Origin of the sequence: Paraburkholderia fungorum (assembly GCF_003610895.1) — a bacterium.
GTDB classification, from domain to species: domain Bacteria; phylum Pseudomonadota; class Gammaproteobacteria; order Burkholderiales; family Burkholderiaceae; genus Paraburkholderia; species Paraburkholderia fungorum_B.
The window spans coordinates 24,652-48,581 of record NZ_MCAS01000068.1 but is presented as its reverse complement, the minus strand read 5'-3'; the positions used below and the strand labels follow the sequence as shown (position 1 = coordinate 48,581).

Below are 23,930 nucleotides of genomic sequence, written 5' to 3'. Positions count from 1 at the left end.
TCTGTGACGAGGTTATCCAAGGTGCCTAAAAAATGACCCGACTGCAAAGCGTTGTTGACGTGAATGTGCTGTTCCTGAACGAGAAGGGCGAGTGTCTTTTCATCCAGCGAGCCAACACCGGATTCCGGGACGGCCAGTACGCGCTGGTCGCGGGTCATCTTGAGCCGGGTGAATCGATAGTGGAGTGTGCGATTCGCGAGTCGAAGGAAGAGGCCGGCGTGACGATCGCGCCTGGGGCGCTGGACTTCAGGCTCGTCATGCGTCGCGATTCGGATCAGAACCGCATTAGCTTTTTTCTGTCATGCCGGTCATGGGAAGGTGTGCTGAAGAACATGGAGCCACAAAAATGCTCCGGTTTTGTCTGGGCAGATCCGAACAATCCGCCCGTTCCCGCCGTCGACTATGTGGTTGACGCCCTCGCGCGTATTCGGGAGGGCGTCATGCTTACGGATTTCAAGGTATAGGTGTTTCGCTTCTCACGTCCGCTTCTCACGTCCGCTTCTCACGTCCGTTTTTCACGTTTGTTTGCCAGCCTTCCCCTTCAGCCGCCTTTTGCACCGCCTTGCGCATTGGGTGTGAAGTGGCATTTCGGATCGTTCTTCCCCTGCTCGGAGCAACAGGTCAGCAGATTCCTGACCGAATCAACGCTCGCGGCGTCCCACTCTGCCTGGCTTCGGTTGTTGTCGACCGGCATCCAGTGGTTCAGCGGATAGCTGCTAGCGAGCTTGTCGCTGCCCTTCGGCGGCGGCAGCATGCCCGCCGCGAGCGGAACGTAAATGTCGCAGCTATGCTGGTTGCCGATGCGGTGGCAGCCGATGCAGGTGTTGCCGGGCGTGCTGATCGCAAGCGACGTCCACGAGGCGAAGGCGTCGCCGATATTGACGTATCTGCCCCACGGATCGGTTGGCACCTTATCCCAGACCTGACCGAGCCACGGGCTGTACATCACCGGGCTGGCATCGTGGCACGACACGCACTTTTTCGTTGCGGTCGCGGCGGGCGGCCACCAGAATGCCTCTGCGGAAACATGACCCGGCGGCGGTGTCGTTTCGTTGGGCGGCGGTACGCGCGAGGCGTTGAACCCTGCGGCACTGCCCGGATGCTCCGCATGGAACCAGCATGTTTTGCCGTTAGCTGTGTTGTGCAGCACGATGTCGACTTCGTCGTAGAGAGGGCTTCGGTCTGCGCGAATCATCTTGCGGCGGCAGAACGCGGAGATCTCCGTCGTGCCGTGCGACAGGTTGAGGATCTTCGAGTACGGCGTGCAGGGGCCGGAAGTGGGCGATTCATAGGGCAGCAACGCGGGACGGTCGCAGGTCATGTTCGCGAAGTAACGCCCGGGCACGTGGTTGTTCACCGTAATCGGCACCGTGGTGCCGGCGTTGCAGTTGAAGGCGGGAATCTCTCCGACTTCATCGGCGCACTGCTGGCCATATTGAAGAAGCGTCTGATCCGCCGCGTCGGCGGCGAACGCGGAGCGTGCTGCGAACGTCAGCAGCAACAGCAGCAGGACACGCAAACAGATTGTCATGGTCATGCTCCGTTACGTGCGAACGGCGCGGCGATCTTGCGGATCGCTTCGATGTACTTGACATAGCCGGTACAGCGGCACAGATTGCCGCCAACCCATGTCTCGATGGTTTCGTCGAGTTGCGCGACATTGACGGGATTTGACTGTAGGTGATCGAGCATCGCGGTGGCCGCCATCAGAAAACCCGGCGCACAGTATCCACACTGGAAGGCGAACGATTCCAGGAAGCTCTGCTGCAACGGCGATAACTTGCCATCCTGCATGAGGCCTTCGACGGTGTAGACGTGCATGTTCCGCATCGCACTCACCGGCGTCGAGCAGGCAAGCGTTTTTTCCATGGGCGAGTCGATCAGATTGCGCGTGCCGACGGTGCATGCCCGGCATGCGCCGATTCCGCAGCACAGTTTGGTGCCCGTGAGATCGCGCCGCTCATGCAGAAAGTCGATCAGGCTCATGTCGCCATCGGCGGCTTGCGCCTCGACCGCATGTCCGTTGATGTACATCCGAATAGTGCCGCTCATTGCAAGACTCCCCGAATCTGTTCCGGCGTTACCGGCGTTTCTCTGAAGCGATGACCCGTTGCCATTGCAAGCGCATTGAGCAAGGCTGGCGCGATAGGGCACATGACGGCCTCTGCAATGCCGCGCGCGTTGCCGGGATCGTCGTTGGGCGGCGGTAGCGCGATCAGCGTCTGTACCGGAATGTCGGTCAACCGCGAGATCTGGTAGCGGTCCAGGTTCCAACGGCCGCCCCCCGGCCCCTCGTTGCCGAGCGGGCAGGTCTCGGTCAGCACGTTGCCAATCCCCATTGCCACCGCGCCCTGCGACTGTCCTTCGACCAGTTCCGGGCACAGCAGACGCCCAACGCTCACTGACGACACCACGTGCTCGACCTTGACGCGGCCATTCGCAGGATCGACCGCCAGCGCGATGAGCGCAGCTGAGGGCGCGTAGGTGGTGCGCTGGAATTTCGCGCCGTTGATCACCGGCTGATGCAGTTCGCGATACAGCGGCGTCAGGCTGTCTGGATTCGTGCCCACGGCGACGTAGTCGTATTCGACGTCGGCCGGTCCGGACCTGAAGGGATAGGTGCCGGTCCAGAAAGAGCCGGCGTAGCTTGCATGGACGGCCGCGACGGCGGGCAGATTCATGTTGCGCATCTGGACAACCAGATCGCTCCATGGCAGTGGCTTGCTGATGCCGCGTGCGGTCAGCGCGCCGTTGACCCATTTGATGTCGGCGGCTTTCACATTCTCATGCCAGAGCGTTGACGCAGCGGGCAGCACGCTCTCCAGCAGCAACGCCTGCGCCGCTCCCTTCACCGCGTGATATTGATGAAACGCGCCGAGACACGCGCTCGACGAGCCCGACGTGTAGCGCACGTCAGTTTGCTTCTGTGGGGTAGCGGTGCCGTTCAGGCCCAACGCCTCGAAAGGCTCGAACACGCTCATCGCGATCGACTGGGCGTTCTGTCCCAGGTATTCGGATGGCGCGAGGCCGAGCGTGGTGGCGGCGCCGTTGCCCATGTCGGTGTATGTCGTGATCACACGCAGGCTGCCGTCCGGAAGGATTTGCACCATGCCATACATACCGTCGCCAGACGTGCCGAACGCTTCGTTCGCCATCGCAAGACCGATACCGTACTTCAGGCCCTGCGCCTCGCGCTGCGCACGCGTCTTGTCGCGCTCCTGCCAAAGCGGATGTTCTTCGAGGCGGTCGAGCACGCTGTTCAATTGCAGGTCGAACAGGATCGGTGCGCCGGTGATCGCGCGACCTCTGCCGAGCGAAGGGGTTTGCCCAAGCAGGTTCTTTCTGCGGATCGTAAATGGCGACACGCCCAGTTCGACGGCGGCTTCATCCATCAGCGTTTCGACCGCGATGAATGCCTGAGGGCCGCCAAAACCACGCTGCGAACCGCCGAATACTTCAGGCGTGTACAGAGACTCGGCCGTCGCGTTCGCACGCGGAATTTCATAGCAGCTCATCGCACTGAGCGCCGCGAGTTGGGCGACGTATGGCGAGAGATTTTTCTTGCCGCCGCCGTTCATCGTGAAATCGCATTTGAGCGCCTGGAGCTTGCCTTCGCGGTCGAACCACAGCGATTCGGTAAACTGGGTTTCGCAGCGTTTGAGACCGACCTGGAACTGCTCGTAGCGCGATTGCTGCCAGCGCAATGGGGCCTTTGCAAACGGCGCGGCGAGCGCGAGGTAAAGCGGAAAATACGAGCGATCGCGTCCACCAAAACCCCCGCCCGGATAGCACGCGACGATGTGCACACTTTGAGGGATCACCCGGCTGTCTTTGAACAACGCCACCACACCACTGGCATCCTCGCTGGCGGATTGTGTGCCCAGTACGAGACGCAGTTCGCGCGAGGCGGCGTCGTACCATGCGAGGCCCGATTCCGGCTCCATGAACACCGGGTCTATCGCAGGCGTCATGAAGCCTTGATCGTTCGACGCACCTGCCTTAAACCACGCCCCCTGCTGCGCGTTGTGCTGGATGGCAGTGTCGATGTTCGCGCGTGCTTCTTCGAGTGCCTTCAGATATTCCGGCGTGGGCTTGCCGTCGCTCCCGGTCTGGTAGTCCTTGACGTAGTTGAAGTTCGTCTCGTCGTCGCGCACATAGGTTGTGGTGGGAGTAAAAGCGACGGGCTTGGTGCGGCTGTCCGGGTCTATCGTCGCACCGTAACGAATCGTGTTGTCATTGAATTCGAGGAGCTTGCGCGCACGCCGGTACACGTCGAAATTCGCAAAGATCAACAACGCGGCAGGTTGGCCGAAACAGTCCGCCGGATAGCCTTTGCGAGCGATCCAGTAGATATCCTGACTTGCGATCGGATCGGTCTCCGGGGCAAGCGCGATTTCCTGAGCGCGCAGCGCGTCGTTATCGACAATCGCAACAGGCCGCAACTCGGGCGGCAGCATGCTGAGGTCGTAGTCTTCGTATACCCGGTCGACACGATTGCAGCGCAGCGCGTACAGCCAGTTCTCCTGTCGCGGCCAGCCGACGAAATCGCTCGCCTTGAAGTCGCGCGCGTAGATTTTCTGGCCCGTCACCTTGGGGATGCCGTCGATTCGCCAGCGTGCCTTGCCGGGATCGGGCGCCCACGGCGGCCCGTTGTCCGGCTCTGTCTGCATCGACGAACCAAGGACCGCCGCCGGCAGACTGCTGATGGAAATCGCGACTACCGCGCCGCTGCCCATGACTTTCAGGAAGGTACGGCGCGTGACAGGTATATCGAAAGCCATGTTTGACTCCCCGGATTAATTGGTATTCAACTCTTTATGCAAACTGCCTAAGCATTCGCTTTGCCGGTCGATGTAATTTTTAAATAAATCCTGTACAGGTTTCCGGCGTAGGGGCGTAATTGATTAACCCGTCAGTTTGCGGATGCGGCGTCGTTAGTAATGGCGAGTAATTTCGCCCCCCCCGGCATCTTGTATGTCTGGGGCGGCAGAGGAGGTCATCCCAGCGGTCGCCGACCGTCCCGGGAAGCCTCGGATTAGCTGTCTCTTCCTGTCATTGTGGTGTCCTCCCGAGTCTTATTTATTGCGTATTTGAATAGACTTTCGGCAATAGTAGGCGTGGGCAGATCTTCCCGCAAGAAATTCATTAAATATATCCATTCCAGATAAATGGGCGGACTTTACGTTATGCGATGCGTATTTTTCTAATCGAAGTTTTAAATGGCCAATTGAAAGGGCGCGTACTTCGACCTTGCGATCGGTAATCGTTATTCTTTCATTTTTATTTCATTATCGGCACTTGCCGACGAGTATTTGTGATCCCAGGGTGCCGTTGGTGCTGGCTGTCGATGGTCGATTTGCCATTCATCGCATTGATATGCGAGTGCAAGTCGCCTCGACGAGCGATCGACAACGAGGGGGAGCGGCTGTTTTGGAGTCGCGTTGCTCCATAGCTATGCTGCGGAAGGCTGGGAGTGTGTGCCGATTGCATGAGGCACTGACCGGCCAACAGCGACTGGTCGATAGCGCCCGCCGATCGGTAACAATTTAGGCCCGTAGATTCCTACGAGCCACGCGCGTATCCAAGGCAACCCACTACTCGATGGTGACGGAATCGATATGAGCAGTTGATTTGCCGTAGCTATCCGATTCGCTTTCCGTGACGAGGAAGAAACGAAGCGCTTCCACGTAGTAGCCCGACCGCCGCGGCCGACCTTCGCCACTACAATCGACAGGCCACGCACGGCCCGCAAGCCTGGCATTCAACATTGCAGCGTCCATGGGTTTCCCGACTCGGCAGGTTTCGTCGTCTTTGACTAATCTGCCCAGCCCGGAATTTCTCAAGCTGCTCCGATAGTCGAATGTCGCTCCGTCATCGAACATCGATACCGCGGCGCTGAGTTGCTCGGTAATGCTCCCGCTGCTCTCAGGCGTGTTGGTGATCATCCTTGAGCCAAGTTGCGCAAACCCGCCGACGGAAGCGCGATCGACGTAAAAGGTTGAGTAGGATTCTCGCAACAACGTCGTACCGTCCGACTGCGGTTGCAATTCGATCACGACTTTGGATTGAGGAAGCTGGGGTGATGAACTGGACATCGTCTCCACAACGGTAGCTTTTGAAAAACGTGCGACACCGGGCAGTGCCCGACCGAATGCGTCCGCCGCGGCCCGTACATCGTCAGCTATCCGGCCGACTTCGATGGCCGGCATCTCAGGGGTTTCCGGCTTCTTGCGGACAACGTCGCCACCGATCGGGCCGGCGAAGTGCTCAGGATCGATTGGTGCGCCGCAAACGGCATGCGCGGCCTGTGCAATCAGCGGATCGGATTCAATCGGTGAGGCGGGCGGAGGCGCATCGAGCAATCTCGTCGCGTCAGTAATGTCGCCGCCAGGTGAAAAGTAGTAGCGAATTGGCACTTGCGCATTGCCGGCGGCACAATCGAGAGCGATCAATTCGCGAATTGAATCGTATGGCGCACCATAGGGTGGATTGAGCGTCATCTTCGGATAGTCGATGCGTGCCCAAACCAGTCTCAACTTTCCAGAATCGTGCACGCTGCGCGTGTCGATCTGAAGCAGCGTATCTCCGTCCCCTCTGCCAACGTTGACGAGACGCTCCCGATGCAGCGGTAACGCGCACATCGCCTTCAGTCTCGCAAGACGCGGTGGGGGCTCGTTACCCGACTTGAATACCGCCCGCTTGTAAGATCTGGACGCGTCCTCAAATAGCCGAAGGAATCTGCCGCTTTGATAGGTATCGGTCAGCAACATTCGTTCGCGCTGCGCTGCGCAATCGATTTCCTCGAGCGACGTTGCTTGTGTCGTATCGTCGCGGACTGCTTCACCACCGCGCTCCATGCGATAGACCGGACCTTGCTCTGCGAAGTAGACGTCGTCACCGATACGAATGGCCGACTCGGTCAGGTACGTGAGGGTGGAATCTGTCGGCATCGGCGTCCAGTCCATCGCAGTCGCGTTCCCGGATAAGCCGGCAATGACCATCGATAGCGGAACCACCGCAATGCGCCAGCGGCGGTGGAAGTCAGGTGTTGAAATCATGTAGTGGATGGAGGGTGGTTTGTCCGGTCGTGTTCACGACGACGTACATACTTCCGATCGTTTTGTTCACCTGGTCGAGAAGCGATATTTAATCGGTTTTCGGCCGATTCCGTGAAAACTTTATTTTCGATGCGCGAAGATGCTTTCGGGAGCGAACAAACGCTGATTGCCTTTGGTGGATGACCAGGAACCGGAATGACAGCGATATCTCAAGCACCGGCGCGGTGCGCTTGTTGCGGGTTAGAACTGTCGGCTAGCGAGCAAGCTCAAGTCTCTTCAGGGTCGTGTGCTGCCGATCGCTGTCAGGCAGAAAGCGACCAGTTTCGGCCAGGCGCGCCGAAGCTCTAAATCGTTGACAGCGCGAGTTCCAGAAGCCGATCAGAGCGTATCCTGGCTCGTCGCCCAAGGTCAAAAGCCCGGCGCTGGTCGCCAGTGCACAAAGGGCGGATACGGTGCACCGCTGAGGAAGGCGAGAAATACTTCCACAACCTGATCAGCCATAAACCATTCGTCCGATTGCATCGGAATGTTGCCTGCGCTGAAGACCAGGATCGTTCCATCCGGGCGCACAGGAGACGGGTTGTCGTGAAACGCCCTCCAACGATGTGCGCCGGAATCGAAGCGCTCAACCATACAGCTGACGCCACCTCCGGCTACCTGCACATAGTTGCCTGCGGCGTCAGTTAATGACGCGTAGGACGACTTGCCGTAACTTCGCAGGGACTTGAGCGCGCGAGCAATCTGTATGGGAGTCGGCGTAACCAATGCCGCCTTACCTTCGATGTCGAATTTCATTGGCTGATTTATCTCGATTCCTCTCGACCGGATGTGAATCCTACCAGCACCGAAACCCTATGGCGAATGGCTGCTACTGGCGAACTCGGCGATCGCCTCGAGCCGCGAGTTACCGGTCGCCGCATGGCGCGCCACGGGGAATGCATGCCTCATGCATGAGGCGGCACGTGGCCATGAGCGGACATTCGGAATGCGGCTTGAATCTGTTAGCAGTCCACAGACGAGACAAAGGGCGTTGTGGCACTTCATCCACTGACGTGGTCGCCGGTCTGCGGAGCGCGTAGGTCAGCTTAAGCCGGCCGCTGACGTTCGATTGCGAGTGCGAAGTGGTTGCGTGGCGCCTGCTATCAGCCACCAAACAGGAAAATCCGAAATGGCTTTATTCAAGGGTTCTCCGTAAAATATGTCACTTCGACGGCTTCGATAACTATTTCACCATGCATCGAATTGGATTCTTCGTTTGCCGTGGCTACGATGCTCTCGATCTGGGCGGACCACTTTCGGCTTTTAATCAGGTGATCACAGCCGCTGGCCATACCCCATATGAACTTCATGTGGTCTCGCAGTCAGGAGGCCCCGTTCTTGGCAATGTAGGCCTTCCGATCGAGACAAAGCCGATCGGGAGGCGCACGTTTGACACGGTCATATTCGTGGGCGGCGATATCGATCCGATGCAGACACCGGAGAACATCGCCGCTGCCAGGAAATTGGGCTCCAGAGCCTCGCGGGTGGCAAGCGTCTGTACGGGAGCGTTTTTGCTTGCGGAAACTGGCTTGTTGGACGGCCTGAGAGCAACAACACACTGGCGGTACGCTGCTCATTTGCAGTCGCGCTTCCCTCGCATCAGGGTCGAGGGCGACAGCATCTACATAGCAGATGGCCGTGTTTGGACGTCGGCCGGCATCGCCGCCGGAATAGACTTGGCGCTCGCCATGATTGAAAGAGATATGGGCGCGGAAATTGCGCGCGCTGTTGCCAGGTATCTGGTCGTTCCGTATCGCCGACCCGGAGGCCAGTCCCAATTCTCCGCTATGTCGCAAATGGAACCGGAGTCGGATCGTATCCGCATCGCTCTGAGTTTTGCCAGAGAACATCTGGCTGAAGCGCTACCTGTCGAGCGGCTCGCCGATGCCGCAAGATTAAGTCCGCGGCAATTCGGGCGAGCATTTCGCCGGGAAACGGGTGAGACGCCTGCTAAAGCGGTCGAGCGCTTGCGTGTTGAAGCTGCGCGGTTGCGTCTGCAGAGTGGTAGCGAACCGATCGAACAGATTGCTCTGGCTGTGGGATTTGCCGATCCGGAACGGATGCGAAGGGCTTTCATCAAACTGCTTGGACATCCACCGCAATCGATCCGACGCGAAAGCAGATTGAACGGTGAGCGCTGATCGACGGCAGATCAGTGCGTCACTTGGTCGGTATTCATCTAATGACCGATTGGCGTTTGCAGTACGCCATTGTTTGCCAAACTCATATTCCGGTTGATCAGCCGGATCAGCAATCGTTGCCCCAGCGGGAAGCCTGGGCGGCGAGCCGTGTGCCGCAGGATCCAATTCCGACAGATCGCGCCACTGCTGTCAGACCCACCGTCCAGGAGACTTTCGCCGCCTCTTAACGAGCGTCAGGTCTCAAGGGGTGTAACTGTTCCAGATGTCGCGATGTAGCTTCCAGGCGCCGCCCTGCTTCAGGAAGATGAGGATCTGTTTGCCGCGAAATTTGAGCTTTCCATTGTGATCGTGAATTTCGGCATCCGAAACTTCGGTCACAGTCTGATCATTGCCGTAGAACTCGTAATTGCCGAAGGATACGGTGTCTGGCGTGGATCCCGCATATCCTTTGGTGAAGTATTCGGCGATCGCGTTGGGGCCGGCGACGCGGTCGCCCCCAGGTGGTAAAAGTGCACCATCTTCCGTATAGAGACGACCTATCGCGTCGTAATCACCTCGCCCGAAAGCTTCCGCCCATCGTGCGTTTTCGGCTTTGATTGCCGCTTCGGGTGGACGCAGGGAGTCGCTTGCAGTTGCAGGTGGCGCAAAAACGAAAAGGGTCAAACAGGCCGCGAGGGCCGCAGCACAAAGACGAGTCTGTCGCATTGAATGATTTCCGATCCTGGCTTGAATTGGAGAGGTCCGCACCGGATTGGACAAATGGTGCAGACAATGTCGTTTGCGGTCTTCATCGAGGCCAGTGGTGCGGCCCCCCGCATAACGCTGGAAGCGTTTCAGCGAACCCCTGGAATTCGGGCGAGACCCCTGGATGCGCCGGGCAGTTCCTTGTCGACCATCGCAAGGACTTCTGGCCGGGCATCTCTGGGATGGCCGGAATGGAACGGGGGCGCGGGATCATATTCGATCACGAGTTGCGTGAACTCGGCGGCCTGTTGACCGCGCAGCTTCGCGGCAACGCGAAGCGCAAAGTCGATGCCCGCCGTTACGCCGCCGCCGCTCATGAACCGGCCGTTGTCGTCTTCTACGAAGCGATCCGGCACGGGGATGGCGCCATATTCGGACAGCTTGTTGACGAAAGCCCAGTGGCAGGCGCTTCGTTTACCCTTGAGAACGCCTGTTGCGGCGAGCACGAGCGACCCGTTGCAAACCGACGTAACATGTTTGGCGCTCTCGGCCAGACGCCGAACCTGCGCTTGATACGCCGGCTGCATCGGCGCGGACAGATCGGATCCACCAGGAACCAGAATCAGGCCTGCCTTCTCGATGTCGGCCAGTCGTTCAGTCTTGCCATACATGACGCCAAATTCGAGGGGCACATAACCACCATCGAGGCTCGCGTAGCGAACGTTCGTATTCGGTAGCCGGTGGAAAATCTCGCTAGGGCCGGCAAAATCGAGAAGCGTCCCGCCGGGATAAACCGCGATGACGATGTCGAGTGGATCGGTCGGAGAGAGCGTTCCCTCGCTGCCTGCCTGCGCAAAAGCGGAAGTGGCGCGGCCAAGCAGGGCTCCGCCTCCCAGGATGGCGCCGAGCGTGGCAATGCTTCCAAGCTTGAGAACATCGCGGCGGGAATGGCCCGCGCCGATCGGTCGCTCGCCGGCCGCGTTGTTTTTACTATTGTCGGTCAAGATAATTTCTCCTTGTACATCGGCCCCTCTGCGAGCGCAGTCAGGTTGGGCCGGATTGCAGGACCACCACGACGAAAAGCGTGGCGGGCGTGTGATTGAGAAGTGGAGGAGCCTGGACCTCGCGTAGGGCTGTGGAATCGGAGGCCGAAGCCTTAGAGTTGCGAGGTGCCGCCATCGACGACCAGTTCGGTGCCGACCACGTAGGAGGATTCGTCGCTAGCGAGATAGAGTGCGGCGTAGGCAATGTCCTCGGCCTTGCCCATGTGGCCCACCGGGATAGCCTGGGCGAACTCCGCCTTGCGGTCGCGAACCCATTCGTCGGACATACCCCACTTGCTGATCAGGGGCGTGTCCATTGCGCCGGGAGCGATCGCGTTAAAGCGGATCTTGCGGTCGAGAAACTCGTAGGACCAACTGCGGGCAAGTGATCGTACGGCGGCTTTCGCCGCCGCAGTCAGCGAGATGCCATGCTTGCCAGTCTGCGCGACGAACGATGTATTGAGAATGACTGAGGAACCCTCTCGCAAGTCCGGCAGCACCGCCTGAAGCGTGAACACCACGCCCTTGACGTTGATGTCCATGATCTCGTCATACAGTTCCTCGTCGATGTCGTTGATGGCTGATGGGAAAGCTCGGCCAGCGTTGGCGAACACGACATCCAGGCCGCCGAACTTCTCCTTCACTTTGGTGGCAATCGCCCGCATGTCCGCGATCGAACGTACGTCGCCCTTGAGAACGAGCGCATTCTCGCCAAGCTCGGCCCGCACGCGCTCAAATACGGCATCGTCGCGACCAGTGACCGCTACTCGTGCGCCTTCCGCAATGAAGAGCCTGGCGGTTGCAAGACCAATGCCGCTAGTACCGCCGGTGATCAAAGCTGACTTGTTCTTAAGTCTCATCCTGGGTTCCTTTCTCTGCCTCGTGGTTGACCAAGCCGAACGTGCAAGGGGCAATCATGTTGGCGCGCTTTGCACGTTTCCGTCTTTCATGTGAATTATGAAAGGCGACTCTGATGGCGCAAAGGTCGTATAACCCTCAAAAAACGTCACCAGACCGCAGACTGTCGGTCAGAGAGCGGGCAAGCACGAAAATTGCTGAACGGTAACAACGCTGACAAACCGTAATTGCGCGGACAGTCGGGTGCAATTCAAATGCCACCAGGCTTGTCAAAGCAATGTGGCGTTGCTATCGACGCACCGTTCTGGCCGGGACGAAACGAATAGCGCACCTCATGCATCGGCCGCTCTTTCAGAGGGAGGAATCGTGCAAAAGAAAATCATCATTAGAACCATTGCGGGAGGCGTTTGCCTGATGGCGCTGTCCGGCGCGGTGTTCGCTCAATCGCTGGCGTATACGAATCAGCCCGTGGACGTTTATGCGGGGCCGTCCGGGGAGTATCCGGTGGTCGCGCAAGTGCCGCCGAGCGCGCAGCTAGCGGTGTACGGCTGCGTTGCCGATTACAGCTGGTGCGACGTCGGCGCGCCCGGGCTGCGCGGTTGGGTCTACGGCGAGTATCTCGACTATCCGTACCAGGGCACCGAGGTGCCGATCATGACTTACGGCGTGCAGATTGGAGTTCCGATCGTGACGTTCTCGTTCGGGACCTACTGGGATCACTACTATCGCGGCCAGCCTTGGTATCACGACCGGGACCGGTGGGCGAATCGTCCGCCGCCGATGCGGGGCGGTCCGCCGCCGCATGGTGGTCCGCCGGCGCAGGGCGGTCCGGTTGTGAACCCGAGGCCGGTCATGCACGGCGGCCCGCAGCCGCAACCCCAGCCGGGATACGCGCATGGGTCGATGCAGCCGCAGCCGGGATATGCGCACGGGCCTGCGCAGCCGCCTGGACACGTAATGGGCGGTCCTCAGGGACAGACTGCCGGGCACCCGGGCGGTCCGTCCGGTGAGCACGGCGGCGAGGCGCGCGGTGGCAATGAAGACCGCAATCACCCGCCGGATAATCATTAGCGATTGAACGCTTTTTACTCGCCGCCGTTTTGTGATCGCCTATTAACGCGCCGAAAAAGATTTGAGGGTTTTAGAAACCGACGACGAACTATAAATCCGTGCGGGCGGAAAGCGGATCAGGCTACGCGCAAAGATGTGAGGCAAATCGGCGACGGGCAACGAATGTCAGGGTGGTGACGATTCGAGGCGGTAGACGGCCAGAAACGGTCAGTAGCATCAGCTGCTCGAATCACCGACAATGCAAGGCGCGAGGACGGGTGAGGCTACCTCGCAGTGCCTCGAAAGAAGGCCGATGACAGACATTCGTGTTGACGGCCGAGAAATGTGCGCGCAAATTGCGCATCACGATTCGTAGAAGCTTGCGCGGGGAAAAGCTTGTCGGCCCGGCACAAGAAAAAACTTTCACAACATTCGTGTACAACGGGGTCAAGGATGAACCAGTTACCGGCACTCATGCCAAGTGGCGTCACAGACGAAACCTCTGGCTGGGTCAAGCACCAAACTTGCTGCGAACCTGGCCCTGTACGCATCGTCGCCCTGTGGAAGATCTGGAACCCGACCTGTTGCTCAGGAGCAGCAGCATGACGTTCCGATCTCTGGTTGGCGCGCTGTTGGGACGCAAGCGGCAAGAACTCTCAGTCCACCCGGTTCAGGACGCCGCAGCCACCCCAAGGCTGAGCCAACAGTTTGAACTGCCGGCACAATGGGCCTTTCAGCAGGAAGATGAACGCATCGCCGTTTTTCACAACGCTGTGGGCGATGTGCTGACGATCAACTTCTTTATGGCCGTGCCCGACATTGGAGCGCCCATCGACGACGTCGATGCGCTGCGTGCGTTTTACCGTCGCACAACCGAGGCGGCCGGTCTCGCTCTGGTTGAGACAGAGCTGGCGCAACTGAATACATTAAGCGCCGTGCGCACGCTGTTCAAGGCGCGAATAGAGCAAATACGTGGTTTCGCCTTTGTCGGCTCCTACACGCTGCCCTTTGCCGACCGCTCTTACGTTATTAAGGTACAAAGCATCGAGCAGGGCGTCACCGGTATGCGCGAAGCTGCCGTTATGGTTCTGATGGGACCACCAGAGATCGACGAAGTAACAGGTGAGTTAGTCGGATGGGCTCAGGACCCCTACGACCCGGACTATCGCGCTGCGTTCATGCGCAACCAGGCCGATGATCAGAAGTTTGATGCCCAGTTTCCCGATCATCCTCTGAGCAAGGTTCGGCGCTATCTGGCAGAGCTTGAATCTGCCGTACGTGTCGATCCGGCCATTCATGAACTTCAACCATTCGCCTATCAAGCACAGGAGTATTGAAGGGGCGACACGTTCGCACTGAGTAAATATGGGCACGGCTGTCCAGAAGCGGTTGCGATAATCTCTAGTGTGCGTGGCGTGCGGACCGTCGCTGCCGAACAAACTCAGGAGCATAACCAGGAGGTTCGTTCCACGATGTTTGACCAAAGCGATAGTCAATCCGCCACGGTATCTGTCCACACCGGTAGTCAATCTGCATTGCGTCAAGTTGCAGCTTCGAGGCTTTTTCTCGGTGCAACAATTGCGATGTTTCTGTCGGGTCTCGGCGCATCAGCGGCCGCACCACAGATCGTTCTGTTCCTGGTGAACGAACTCGGCGCTTCGCTGCGCTTGGCCGGGTTCTATTACCTGACCAGCCTTGCAGCTCCAGTCGCGGGGTATTTCGTCGGCCGCTATTCCGATCGCACAGGGAATCGCCTCGGTCTTTTTCGCGTGTGTGCCGCGGTGGGTTTCGTGGGCTGGGCGGGGCTGGCCCTTGCTACTTCGGTCTGGATGCCCTTCATCATCGCTGTCGTTTTGCTGGCGGTTTCCGGTGCCACCGCCTCGCAAATTTTTGCGGCTGTCCACGATGAACTTAGCGGCAAGCCCGACGATACAAATGAAAGTGTCGTTGCCATTATCCGTATGGCGCTTACCGGCGGATGGATAGTTGGACCCGTGCTCGGCGCTTGGGTGGCCGCTACCTATGGCCTGCGCCCCATGCTTTGGATGACCGCGATCTGCATGCTTTTACAGATCGCACCTCTCGGAACGCTGAACCCACCTGCCAGGCTGAAGCCGGAGTCTGCGAGTGAGCCCGCGCGTCACGCCAAGCTACGTGCCATGCTGCCGCTGCTGACGTTCACAGGACTGTTCGTCCTGGTCTACGCAGGGGAGCCGGTGAAGTACGGATTCCTGTTGATCTACATGGAAGAACACCTCAAGCTAAGTCCGGCCGTACGGGGAGCAGTCATCGGGATACAGCCATTCATCGAGCTACTCATCATGCCCTTCAGCATCGGGCTGGGCCGCAAGCTTGGCAACGTGTGGTTGATGTGCATCGCAGCCGCCATTGGCGTGTTTGCCAATCTTTGCTTTGCGCTCTGGTCGTCCGCAGCGGGCATGTTCGCCGGACAGATCCTCATGGGTGGTGTTTGGGGCATATTTATGGTTCTGGGCATCATCGTCGCTCAACGCCTGCTTCCCGAGGCGGTAGGGACGGCGTCGGCAATCTTCATGAGTTCGACGGCCCTCGCCTCGGCATTAGGAGGTGTCGCAGGCGGTTTCGGGGTCGCCTCCCTGGGCCTTCCCAATGTCTTCCTGCTGCCAGCGCTCTTCGCGGGTATAGCCGTGATTGGGCTGGCATTGATGGCGCGCGCCGAAAGCTTCAAGGTGTATTGACCTCGGCCGGCTCGCACGCGTGCTCGAGCGCAGTTGCGGCGCGTCGAGAACAAGACCGCTTTCTAGCGCGGCGTTCACCGGAAGACCCGGTTTCAATACGCCTTGGCGAATTGCTGACTAAAGCTACCTACATCGCATGACCGCGGGCGGGATAGAAATACTTCCGGAGCAAACAGGACAGGCATGCTATTGAACACGCGCTGAATGGCCGTTGCGGGACGCGGCCAGCGTCCGCTTCGGCGTCGACCTGAGCCAGTCGTCATGAGGCCCAGATCGGCCGCGAGCGGGTATAGCCGTAAAGCGCGAAGTGGCACCACTCCCGCCCTTAGAGTGGTCGTTCCGCCCGTCCTAATGAGCTAACCGATGCTTCAAACGTTTGAAATCGAACCCAGCTGTAGTCAAGGCATCGATCAACATTGCCGTGCCGTCCGGCTTCAGTTGCTCAAGCGGCGGCCGAACCGTCATCCAGTCCCGATCATCCGTGCCATAAGCGATAACCTGCTTCATTGCCGGAATCATCGGCACGGTTTCGAACAGTTTCCGTATGAGGGTCACTTTCTCCTGTAGCGCGGTTGCTTTCTCGTTCCGCAGCCGTTCGCAGAGCAACGCGATATCTCCAGGATTGACGTTCGCCGTCGCGCTGATGCATCCCGCCGCGCCGAGCGGGAGTGCCGTGCTCAGCAGCGCCTCACTGGCAGGAAAAATGTCGAGACCATCTCGTGCGAAGACATCGATCATGGCCTTCGTATTGTGCCAATCTCCGGACGAGTCCTTCACCCCCGCAATGGTCTCAGGATATCGTTTGAGCAAACGTTCAATCAACTCAAGCGTGATCGGCACGCCCGATAGCGCGGGTATGTTGTATAGATATAGCGACATGCGTGCGTCGCCAATGCGCTCGATCACTTCAGCGTAGTAGGCAAACAGTCCGTCGTCGCTGATCTTCTTGTAGAAGAAGGGCGGCAGTATCAACACGCCGGCAGCGCCGGCGTCAACCGCATGCCGCGTGAGTAGCACTGTGTCGGTCAGTGACGACGTCCCCGTTCCCGGCATCATGGAGGCCGCGGGCACGCCGGCTTCCAGCAGCGTATCGGTCAGCCGGATGCGTTCTGCCACCGACAGAGAGTTCGCTTCGGAATTGGTGCCGAAGATAGCAAGGCCGGCTCCGTTTTCCAGCAGCCATCTGCAGTGGCGCACAAACTCGGTGGCATTTGCTTCCAGATTGGCATGGAACGGTGTTACGACGGGAGCGAGCACGCCGCGTAGGCGTGTTGGTCGCGCATCGATCATTGGATCTCCGTGGAAGGAAGAGGTGGATAAAACGCCGTTCGCGGCAGCAGGCAACCGTGGTGGCCGCGCCATCGAACTGCGTTGGCATGCGGGGCGCAGGACGCGATGAAAGTTGCGTTACATCGCGCCGGGTTGGCTGAACAGCAGTGACGTACGGTCCACCTTTTTGAATTCCTTGATCAATCCGCGCTTCGGATTGAGTCCGAGTCCCGGTTCCTGAGAAACGTGCAGATAACCGTTCTCAGGTTGCGGCACATTCTCGAAGATCGCGTTGTAGGCCATCCATTTGTGGAAGTGGTACTCGACGATGCCGCCGTTCGATAGCGCCGCCTGCAACGCGATGTTGTGCGGGCCGCTGCCGTTGCCGTGACCGAGCGATCGTCCAAATGCCTGCGCGAGCATGCCGATACACAATCCCGCTGTATAACCTCCGTCATTCGTGACATTGGGTTGAAGAATGTCCACCGCGTCGTTGACCAGCAGATCGCGCGCGGAATACTTGTGATTCTCGGCTGCGGCGATGGGAATCGACGTCTTGCCGCGAAGTTCGCGAAGTAGCGTCGGATGATTGTCGATGACGGGCTCTTCGATGAACGAGATATCGAGTTCCTCAGTCATCTGGCAAAGCCTGGTTGCTTGCGCAACGGTCATCCGCGAATTACCGTCCATCGCGAGTTTCACGTTTGGGCCGACCGCCTCGCGCATGGCCTTCATGCGGATGTAGTCGTCAGCAGGATTGGGTACGTTCTGGCGACCCACCGTGTTCTTCAAATGCAGATTGCCCAGTTCGGCGAGATGTTTGGCTTCTGCCGCCAGTTCTTCGACGCCGTACACCGGTGCACCGCCATAGGCTGCGCCGTGAGTGACATACACCTCGACTTTGTCGCGCGCACCACCGAGCAGTTTGTGTACGGGCACGCCGAGCGACTTTCCCTTCAGATCCCATAGCGCGATATCGACCAACGCAAGCGCCGAGAGATAAGCCCTGCCCATGAACCGAACGACCGAATGGCGATCGAATCGGGCAATAACCCTCTCAATGCAGCTAGCGTCCTCGCCGACGAGCAGATCGGCCGCATGATTGTTAAGGAAGTCGACGACGACGGGATGCGTATAACCGCCCATCGAATAGCCGATCAGTCCGTCGGTGGTTTCGATCTCTACGATCAGTGCATGCTCGACGTTCGGCAGCTTGCGAAACGGCGGCGGTTGAATCGGGATATTGGCGAGGTGATGGGCCTCTAGGCGAGCAATTTTCATAGCTTGAGTCCTTGTGTTTCGTGCCGGTAAGGTGGCACGTCAGGACTCAAGCGTGAGCCGAATCTATATTTTTTAAAATCAGATAATTTGCGCCAATTATTCTGTTTAATAGATCAATGGTTCGTCGCTGCAGTTCGGCGACGCGAAGGTTTCACCGCATCGTCGATTAATTCGCGTACCACTTGCGCCAGTTGCGCGGCTGCGGGAGACAAGCTGCGGCCACGCATCGTAATCAGGCACACCTGGCGCGTCAGCGAAGGCTCGACGAGGCGCAGCGTCTGCGTGTTCGACGAGGCGACGCCCTTGAGCACCGACTGCGGCAGGAGGGCCGCGCCCATGCCTGCAATCGCCATGGAGACGAGCGTTTGCATCTGCATGCATTGATAGTTGTTTTCGAATTTGAGCGACTGCGCGTCGATCGCGTTTTCAATCATGCGGCGCATCGCGCTGCCGGGCGTGTGGAGCAGGAGCGGCATCGTAACCAGCTCCTTGAGCGAAATCGTCTTACGTGTGCTGGCCAGCAACACGCGCGGCACAAGGGCCATGATCCGGTCGTCGAGAATCGGCTCGAAGCAGATGTCGTCGTCCACCGCGTCGACCCGCGGGCCGACCCCGAAGTCGGCGTCGCCCTGGCGAACCATGTGAAAGATCTCGGCGGAGTGCTGTTCCATCAGGCTGATGTGTACGCCGGGGTGCACCTTCTTGAACGTCGCCAGAATCTGGGGCAATCGGTTGGCGGCAACGGATGGCGAACACGCAAGCGAAACGCGACCGCGTTTGATGTCAGCGGATTCGCGAATCTTGCGCAACCCGAGATTCACCTCGTGCATGGCGCGCTTGGTTCCCTCCAGCAACTCGCGGCCTTCCGGCGTGAGTACGACGCTGCGCGTCGTGCGATGCAGCAGTGTCATACCCAACTGGGTTTCCAGCTGTTTGATCTGCGTGCTCACCGCGGACTGCGACCGGTGAGTCTGCTCCGCCGCGTCACGAAAGCTCAGGCTTTCGGCGACCAGCATGAAGGTCTGCAGCAGGCGCAGGTTGAACTGGGTCACAGGTACGGGCAGATCGCTCACGGTCCAGCTCCATCCGATTGATTGAAAAAAGAGAATAGTAGCGCCGATAAATGCGTTTTACCTAAGTCTTCTTACAGGTTAGTGTTCGGTCGGGACGGATGACAAGGGTGCATCCAGCACAACGCGCACAAACGAGGAGGAGACACTGCATGCTGATCGATTGGACCTGCATTCCCGCTGCCGATGGCGCCCGGCCAGGAATGGTCCGCAAAACGGTTTGCGGGGAAAAGATCTCTGCGATGAAGGTCGTCGTAGCGGGCGGAACACGTTTTGACGGCAGACTTCATCACCATCCGCATGAACAGATGCTGGTCGTGATTTCGGGGCGGGTGTCCATTCAGATCGACGACGCCGTTCTCGACGCAGACCCTGGAGAGCTGGTCTTTTTTCCGTCCGGCAGCTTGCATGCGGTGGTGGGCGCCGATTCGCAAGGGGCCTGTTATTACGAACTGTCCGCGCCCGCTCGCATCGATCAACTGCCTGGTTGGGTGGCCGCTTCCGCGCTGCGGTATTGAACCCGAAGAGGGGCCGGAGGCGGCTCGCAAAGGGTCATAAAGCTGGGACCGTCACGGCGGCGCCAGCCAGAAAATTGGAGGAGACAATGCAGGTAGAACTACCCGAAGTATCCGTATTGGAACGCAGCACGATGCGCAGAGTCATCTTGCGATTGGTGCCGTTCCTGATGGCGTCGTATTTCATGGCGCTGCTGGATCGAGTGAATATCGGCTTCGCAGCGCTGCAGATGAACGCCGATCTGGGGCTGTCTCATTCGATGTTCGGTTTTGCCGCCAGCCTGTACTTCGTGGCGTACTTTATCGCCGAAGTACCAAGCAACCTCGCGCTGGAAAAATTCGGCGCCCGGCGCTGGATCGCGCGGATCATGATTACGTGGGGATTGATCGCTTCGTTGATGGCTTTTGTCGTCGGCCCGAATTCGTTGTACGTCATGCGGTTTTTGCTGGGCCTGGCGGAAGCCGGATTCTTCCCGGGCACGATCCTCTATCTCAGCTATTGGCTGCCGAAGCGCTATCGCGCGCAGGTGCTCGGGATTGTCGCGACGTCGAATGCGCTGGCGAGCTTCGCGAGTGGACCGTTGTCAGTCGCTTTGCTCAAACTGCATGGCATGGGTGGCTTGCGCGGCTGGCAGTGGTTGTTTTTGCTTGAAGGCATTCCTGCCGTTTTACTCGGTATTGCCGCATTGTTTATCCTTGTGGATTCGCCGAAGAACGCACGCTTCCTGACACCCGAGCAACGCGACTGGCTGGAGGCGCGTCTTGCGAGCGAGCGGTCGCAAGGCAGCGCGGTGGGGCATTTGAGCCTGTGGGCATTGCTGCGCAATCCCTATTTCCTGGTCATGGCGCTGCTGTGCTCGGTAGCTTCGGCAACCAGCAGCGTGCTGGCCGTGTGGCAGCCGCAGTTTCTCAAGTCGTTCGGTTTGACGAATACGGAGACGGGTTTCATCAACTCGATTCCGTATGCGATCACTATCGTCGCGATGATTCTTTGGGCACGTCATTCGGACAAAACGGGCGAACGGCGCTTGCACACCGCGGTGCCACTGTTGCTCACGGCGACCGGTTTTGCCGTGATCAGTTTCGGTAGTGTGTCTTTACCGATTGTTCTGATTTGCCTGACATGCTGCCTGGTCGGCGCTTACTCGTTCAAAGGGCCATTCTGGGCAATGTCCAGCCAGATACTGTCGCCGCAGACGATGGCCGCCGGTGTGGCGGGGATCAACGCGATATCCAATCTGATCGGCGGCGGGTTGATGGTGAATGTCGTCGCTCAGATCAAGCAGCACACCGGCAGCTATTCCACCGCGTTGAGCCCGCTTGTCGCATTGGCCGTGATCGCCGTAGTGGCTTTAATGATTATCACGCGTAAAAGCAGGCGTCGCGTTGACGGAGCGGGCAGTGCTTCAGCTCAGCGCGTGTGACGCCGGTGTTCGATCGCCGCGTCCAATGGATGCCGGCGACGCGCGCTGAACGTTTCAACCTGTAGTCAATTCACCTCGAAAGTCGCTTTCTCGCTCGAATGAAAAAAGCATTCGCGCAGGGCGGAGCTTTGTCCGCGTCAAACGCAAACGCTCCGTCATTCCACAAAAAATATAGGAGACGCTTCATGAAGAGAATCGCTTTTGCGACCGTTGCCGCCTGCGGCATGATTTGCAATGGAGTCCAGGCCCAAAGCAGCGTCACGCTATACGGTCTCATCGACGAAGGTTTCAACTACAACAGTAATCTGAACGGCGGCCGCTCCTACGCGCTGCAAAGCGGTGTGATGCAAGGCAGCCGATGGGGGCTGCGTGGCGCGGAAGATCTGGGTGGTGGTCTGCAGGCGATCTTCATGCTGGAGAATGGGTTCGATCTGAACTCCGGAAAAATCAGCCAGGGCGGCCTGCTTTTCGGTCGGCAGGCGTATGTTGGTCTCTCGAGCCGCTATGGCACGGTAACGCTGGGGCGGCAGTATGACGTCAGCGCCGATTTTGTCGGTCCGTTCGAAGCCGGCAATCAATGGGCCGGCAACGTGGGCGCTCATCCCGGCGATCTGGACAATTTCAATAACACGGTTCGCACCAACAACGCGATCAAGTTCAAAAGCCTGTCGTACGGCGGTTTTTCTTTCGGCGGCCTATACAGTCCCGGTGGTGTGGCAGGGGATGCAACGCGCAATCAGTCGTGGTCGATCGGCGCGGGTTACTCCAATGGACCGTTGTCGCTCGGCGCTGGCTACATGAACGTCCGCAATCCGAATCTGGGTTTTTTTGGCAATGCGACGACCGGCACACCGTCGGCGGCGAGCGCCAATAGTAGTTATCCGATCTATAGTGGTTTTATGTCCGCCCACACATATCAGGTTGCGGCGGCGGGGGGCGCCTACACGTTTGGCCCTGCAACGCTGGGGTTCACGTACTCGAATGTCGCTTTCAAAGGATTGGGCGACACAACCAGCGGACCGAATCCGAGCGGCTATTCCGGCAGCGTGCATTTCAACAATGCTGAAGCAAATTTCCGCTATCGCCTGACGCCTTCTCTCTTCGCAGGCATCGCCTACGATTACACGCGGGGAAGCAGCGTGGCGACCCGCACCGGGCAGAACGATGGGGCCACGTACCACCAGATCATGACAGGGCTCGACTATTTTCTGTCGAAGCGCACGGACGTGTATCTGATCGGCGTTTACCAGAAGGCGTCGGGCACGGATTCGCGCAACCGGCCGGCGGTGGCATCGATCAACAACCAGTCGTCGCCGTCCAGCGACGATCGCCAGGCATTGATGCGAGTAGGCGTTCGGCATAAGTTTTAGCGGAAGGGCGAGTTAGAGAATTGCTCCGCCGCTTGGGGCCGTTTCGCGGCGGCCAATGCATGACTATGTTCGCCGCGTTCAGAAGAAGCTGCGAAATCGTGTCTTGCGCATGTCGATTTCTCCCACGATCATTCGTCGTAGTCACAGGAGGCGCTTTTGCCTCCAAACACTATCGTCCTCAAAGGAGAACCCCAAATGCGTGTAATGGTCATTGTCAAGGCAACCCCCGAGTCCGAAGCCGGGCAAATGCCAAGCATGGAGCTCATCGCGGCGATGGGCAAATATAACGAGGAACTGGTGAAGGCCGGGATCATGCAGGGCGGAGACGGGCTGAAGCCGAGTTCGGCAGGCGTGCGTGTGAGGTTTTCAGGGAAGGATCGAACCGTCGTTGAAGGCCCATTTGCCGAGACCAAGGAGTTGATCGCCGGGTACTGGCTCTGGCAAGTTCAATCGATGGACGAAGCGATTGAATGGGTCAAGCGCTGCCCGAATCCGATGGTGAGTGATTCAGAGATCGAGATTCGGCCCTTCTTTGAGCCTGCGGATTTTGGTGAAGCCTTTACACCCGAGCTTCAGGATCAGGAAAAACGTCTACGGCAGCAGATTGACGGACAGACGCGTTGATCGTTTTTACGGCATCTGTCTGCGGGGTGCGGGGAGGCACAACCCAAACCCCGCTCCCTGAGACTTAAGGCAGGCCGGGCCACGCCACCCATGTCAGTCGTTGACTGCCGCCGGTCCGGCTCGGAGCCGTCTTTTCGAACGCATCGATGCGCGCCAGGGTTAAAGCTGACTCGGGCGCAGCGAACTCCCCAACAGCGTAAGCGCGGTTCGCGCGAGTCGAGAAAAATCGGAGGGTTGATTTCTGTGGCCTGATTGCTGTCCGCCGATCAGACACAGGTGTGCGAAGCGCGCAATGAGTTCCGCATCGACAGGGTTGTCTATCCTCGCACTGCAAACCGAGATGGCGAATGACAATCGGGTGCGATCCACCCGCTCCTGGTATTCGGCAACCAGTGGGTCTTGGCGCGCCCATGCCCGAATTTCGATTTCTCTCTGCGGCCGTTTGTCGGCGGCCACCACCAGGTAACGTGCCAGCACGTCATCCAGGGTGCGCCCCTCAGCCGCATACGCGAGCATCCGGTCGGTGTAGTCCGACTCCCATTGCACGAGCAGGGTACGGACGAAGTCCTCTTTGCTGCGGAAATGATGATAGAACGAGCCGCGCGTCACATTCAATCGCCGAGCCAGGCGCTCGGCGGAAACACCCAGATATCCTTCCTGATCGAGGGCATCGAACCCAGCAGCAATCCATTGATCTCGTGTCAACATTTGGTTATACCGATAACGTACAGGCTGTGTATGGTCGTGCCGGCGTCGCTAGACTGCGGTTTCCATTGTGTTTGTTCCT

At 58.8% G+C, this 23,930-nt stretch carries 21 protein-coding genes; 9 read left to right on the top strand and 12 right to left on the bottom strand.

Going from position 1 to position 23,930, the window contains the following annotated elements; genetic code table 11:
* The first annotated feature begins 32 nt into the window (after window positions 1-32).
* Window positions 33-464, top strand: a complete 432-nt coding sequence (locus tag BCY88_RS37200; protein WP_120349067.1) for an NUDIX hydrolase — start codon at window positions 33-35, stop codon at window positions 462-464.
* Between the two features lie 77 nt (window positions 465-541).
* Here BCY88_RS37200 and BCY88_RS37195 read toward each other — a convergent pair whose 3' ends face one another.
* From BCY88_RS37195 to BCY88_RS37175, 5 genes are all read right to left on the bottom strand, one after another.
* Window positions 542-1,531 carry a hypothetical protein gene (locus BCY88_RS37195; protein ID WP_259461640.1) on the bottom strand — a complete coding sequence of 330 codons (990 nt, stop codon included), beginning with the start codon at window positions 1,529-1,531 and terminating at the stop codon, window positions 542-544.
* Between the two features lie 2 nt (window positions 1,532-1,533).
* Window positions 1,534-2,052 (bottom strand): (2Fe-2S)-binding protein, encoded by a 519-nt coding sequence (locus BCY88_RS37190; protein WP_120349066.1) that lies wholly within the window; start codon window positions 2,050-2,052, stop codon window positions 1,534-1,536.
* Window positions 2,049-4,781 (bottom strand): xanthine dehydrogenase family protein molybdopterin-binding subunit, encoded by a 2,733-nt coding sequence (locus tag BCY88_RS37185; RefSeq protein WP_120349065.1) that lies wholly within the window; start codon window positions 4,779-4,781, stop codon window positions 2,049-2,051. Before BCY88_RS37185 ends, BCY88_RS37190 begins: the two co-directional genes overlap by 4 nt.
* An 813-nt stretch (window positions 4,782-5,594) precedes the next feature.
* Window positions 5,595-7,058: a surface-adhesin E family protein gene (locus BCY88_RS37180; RefSeq protein WP_147408609.1), complete on the bottom strand. Its 1,464-nt coding sequence runs from the start codon at window positions 7,056-7,058 to the stop codon at window positions 5,595-5,597.
* Between the two features lie 408 nt (window positions 7,059-7,466).
* On the bottom strand, window positions 7,467-7,853 hold the full coding sequence (locus BCY88_RS37175) for a hypothetical protein (protein ID WP_120349063.1): 387 nt from the start codon (window positions 7,851-7,853) through the stop codon (window positions 7,467-7,469).
* Between the two features lie 437 nt (window positions 7,854-8,290).
* Here BCY88_RS37175 and BCY88_RS37170 point away from each other — a divergent pair, with 437 nt between their 5' ends.
* Window positions 8,291-9,238: a GlxA family transcriptional regulator gene (locus BCY88_RS37170; protein WP_120349062.1), complete on the top strand. Its 948-nt coding sequence runs from the start codon at window positions 8,291-8,293 to the stop codon at window positions 9,236-9,238.
* Between the two features lie 240 nt (window positions 9,239-9,478).
* On the opposite strand, the gene BCY88_RS37165 is transcribed toward BCY88_RS37170, so the two are convergent.
* The 3 genes from BCY88_RS37165 to BCY88_RS37155 form a co-directional block, all read right to left on the bottom strand.
* Window positions 9,479-9,943 (bottom strand): YybH family protein, encoded by a 465-nt coding sequence (locus BCY88_RS37165; protein ID WP_120349061.1) that lies wholly within the window; start codon window positions 9,941-9,943, stop codon window positions 9,479-9,481.
* A gap of 128 nt (window positions 9,944-10,071) precedes the next feature.
* A complete protein-coding gene (locus BCY88_RS37160; protein ID WP_120349060.1) occupies window positions 10,072-10,926 on the bottom strand; it encodes a DJ-1/PfpI family protein in 855 nt (284 codons plus the stop codon).
* A 152-nt stretch (window positions 10,927-11,078) separates the two neighbouring features.
* The gene (locus BCY88_RS37155) at window positions 11,079-11,825 is read right to left on the bottom strand and encodes an SDR family oxidoreductase (protein ID WP_120349059.1); all 747 of its coding nucleotides are present in this window, start codon (window positions 11,823-11,825) and stop codon (window positions 11,079-11,081) included.
* Window positions 11,826-12,189: 364 nt separating this feature from the next.
* Here BCY88_RS37155 and BCY88_RS37150 point away from each other — a divergent pair, with 364 nt between their 5' ends.
* From BCY88_RS37150 to BCY88_RS37140, 3 genes are all read left to right on the top strand, one after another.
* The gene (locus tag BCY88_RS37150; protein ID WP_259461639.1) at window positions 12,190-12,894 is read left to right on the top strand and encodes an SH3 domain-containing protein; all 705 of its coding nucleotides are present in this window, start codon (window positions 12,190-12,192) and stop codon (window positions 12,892-12,894) included.
* 305 nt (window positions 12,895-13,199) lie between these two features.
* Window positions 13,200-14,210, top strand: coding sequence for a hypothetical protein (locus tag BCY88_RS37145; protein WP_259461638.1), 1,011 nt, complete (start codon window positions 13,200-13,202; stop codon window positions 14,208-14,210).
* A gap of 135 nt (window positions 14,211-14,345) precedes the next feature.
* Window positions 14,346-15,590 (top strand): MFS transporter, encoded by a 1,245-nt coding sequence (locus tag BCY88_RS37140; protein WP_120349056.1) that lies wholly within the window; start codon window positions 14,346-14,348, stop codon window positions 15,588-15,590.
* A 348-nt stretch (window positions 15,591-15,938) separates the two neighbouring features.
* Here BCY88_RS37140 and BCY88_RS37135 read toward each other — a convergent pair whose 3' ends face one another.
* From BCY88_RS37135 to BCY88_RS37125, 3 genes are all read right to left on the bottom strand, one after another.
* Entirely contained in the window at window positions 15,939-16,880 is a 942-nt protein-coding gene (locus tag BCY88_RS37135) for a dihydrodipicolinate synthase family protein (RefSeq protein WP_120349055.1), read from the bottom strand.
* 117 nt (window positions 16,881-16,997) lie between these two features.
* A complete protein-coding gene (locus BCY88_RS37130) occupies window positions 16,998-18,140 on the bottom strand; it encodes a mandelate racemase/muconate lactonizing enzyme family protein (protein ID WP_120349054.1) in 1,143 nt (380 codons plus the stop codon).
* A gap of 113 nt (window positions 18,141-18,253) precedes the next feature.
* Window positions 18,254-19,213: a LysR family transcriptional regulator gene (locus BCY88_RS37125; protein ID WP_259461636.1), complete on the bottom strand. Its 960-nt coding sequence runs from the start codon at window positions 19,211-19,213 to the stop codon at window positions 18,254-18,256.
* A gap of 149 nt (window positions 19,214-19,362) precedes the next feature.
* Here BCY88_RS37125 and BCY88_RS37120 point away from each other — a divergent pair, with 149 nt between their 5' ends.
* The 4 genes from BCY88_RS37120 to BCY88_RS37105 all read left to right on the top strand — a co-directional run bounded on the left by BCY88_RS37120 (window position 19,363) and on the right by BCY88_RS37105 (window position 23,143).
* Window positions 19,363-19,728 carry a cupin domain-containing protein gene (locus BCY88_RS37120; RefSeq protein WP_120349053.1) on the top strand — a complete coding sequence of 122 codons (366 nt, stop codon included), beginning with the start codon at window positions 19,363-19,365 and terminating at the stop codon, window positions 19,726-19,728.
* Window positions 19,729-19,814: 86 nt separating this feature from the next.
* Window positions 19,815-21,149, top strand: a complete 1,335-nt coding sequence (locus BCY88_RS37115) for an MFS transporter (protein WP_183081546.1) — start codon at window positions 19,815-19,817, stop codon at window positions 21,147-21,149.
* A gap of 185 nt (window positions 21,150-21,334) precedes the next feature.
* Window positions 21,335-22,519 (top strand): porin, encoded by a 1,185-nt coding sequence (locus tag BCY88_RS37110; protein WP_120349052.1) that lies wholly within the window; start codon window positions 21,335-21,337, stop codon window positions 22,517-22,519.
* Window positions 22,520-22,714: 195 nt separating this feature from the next.
* Complete coding sequence (locus BCY88_RS37105; protein WP_120349051.1) at window positions 22,715-23,143, top strand: YciI family protein; 429 nt, start codon at window positions 22,715-22,717, stop codon at window positions 23,141-23,143.
* Window positions 23,144-23,302: 159 nt separating this feature from the next.
* On the opposite strand, the gene BCY88_RS37100 is transcribed toward BCY88_RS37105, so the two are convergent.
* On the bottom strand, window positions 23,303-23,851 hold the full coding sequence (locus tag BCY88_RS37100) for a TetR/AcrR family transcriptional regulator (RefSeq protein WP_120349050.1): 549 nt from the start codon (window positions 23,849-23,851) through the stop codon (window positions 23,303-23,305).
* Between the last annotated feature and the right edge of the window lie 79 nt (window positions 23,852-23,930).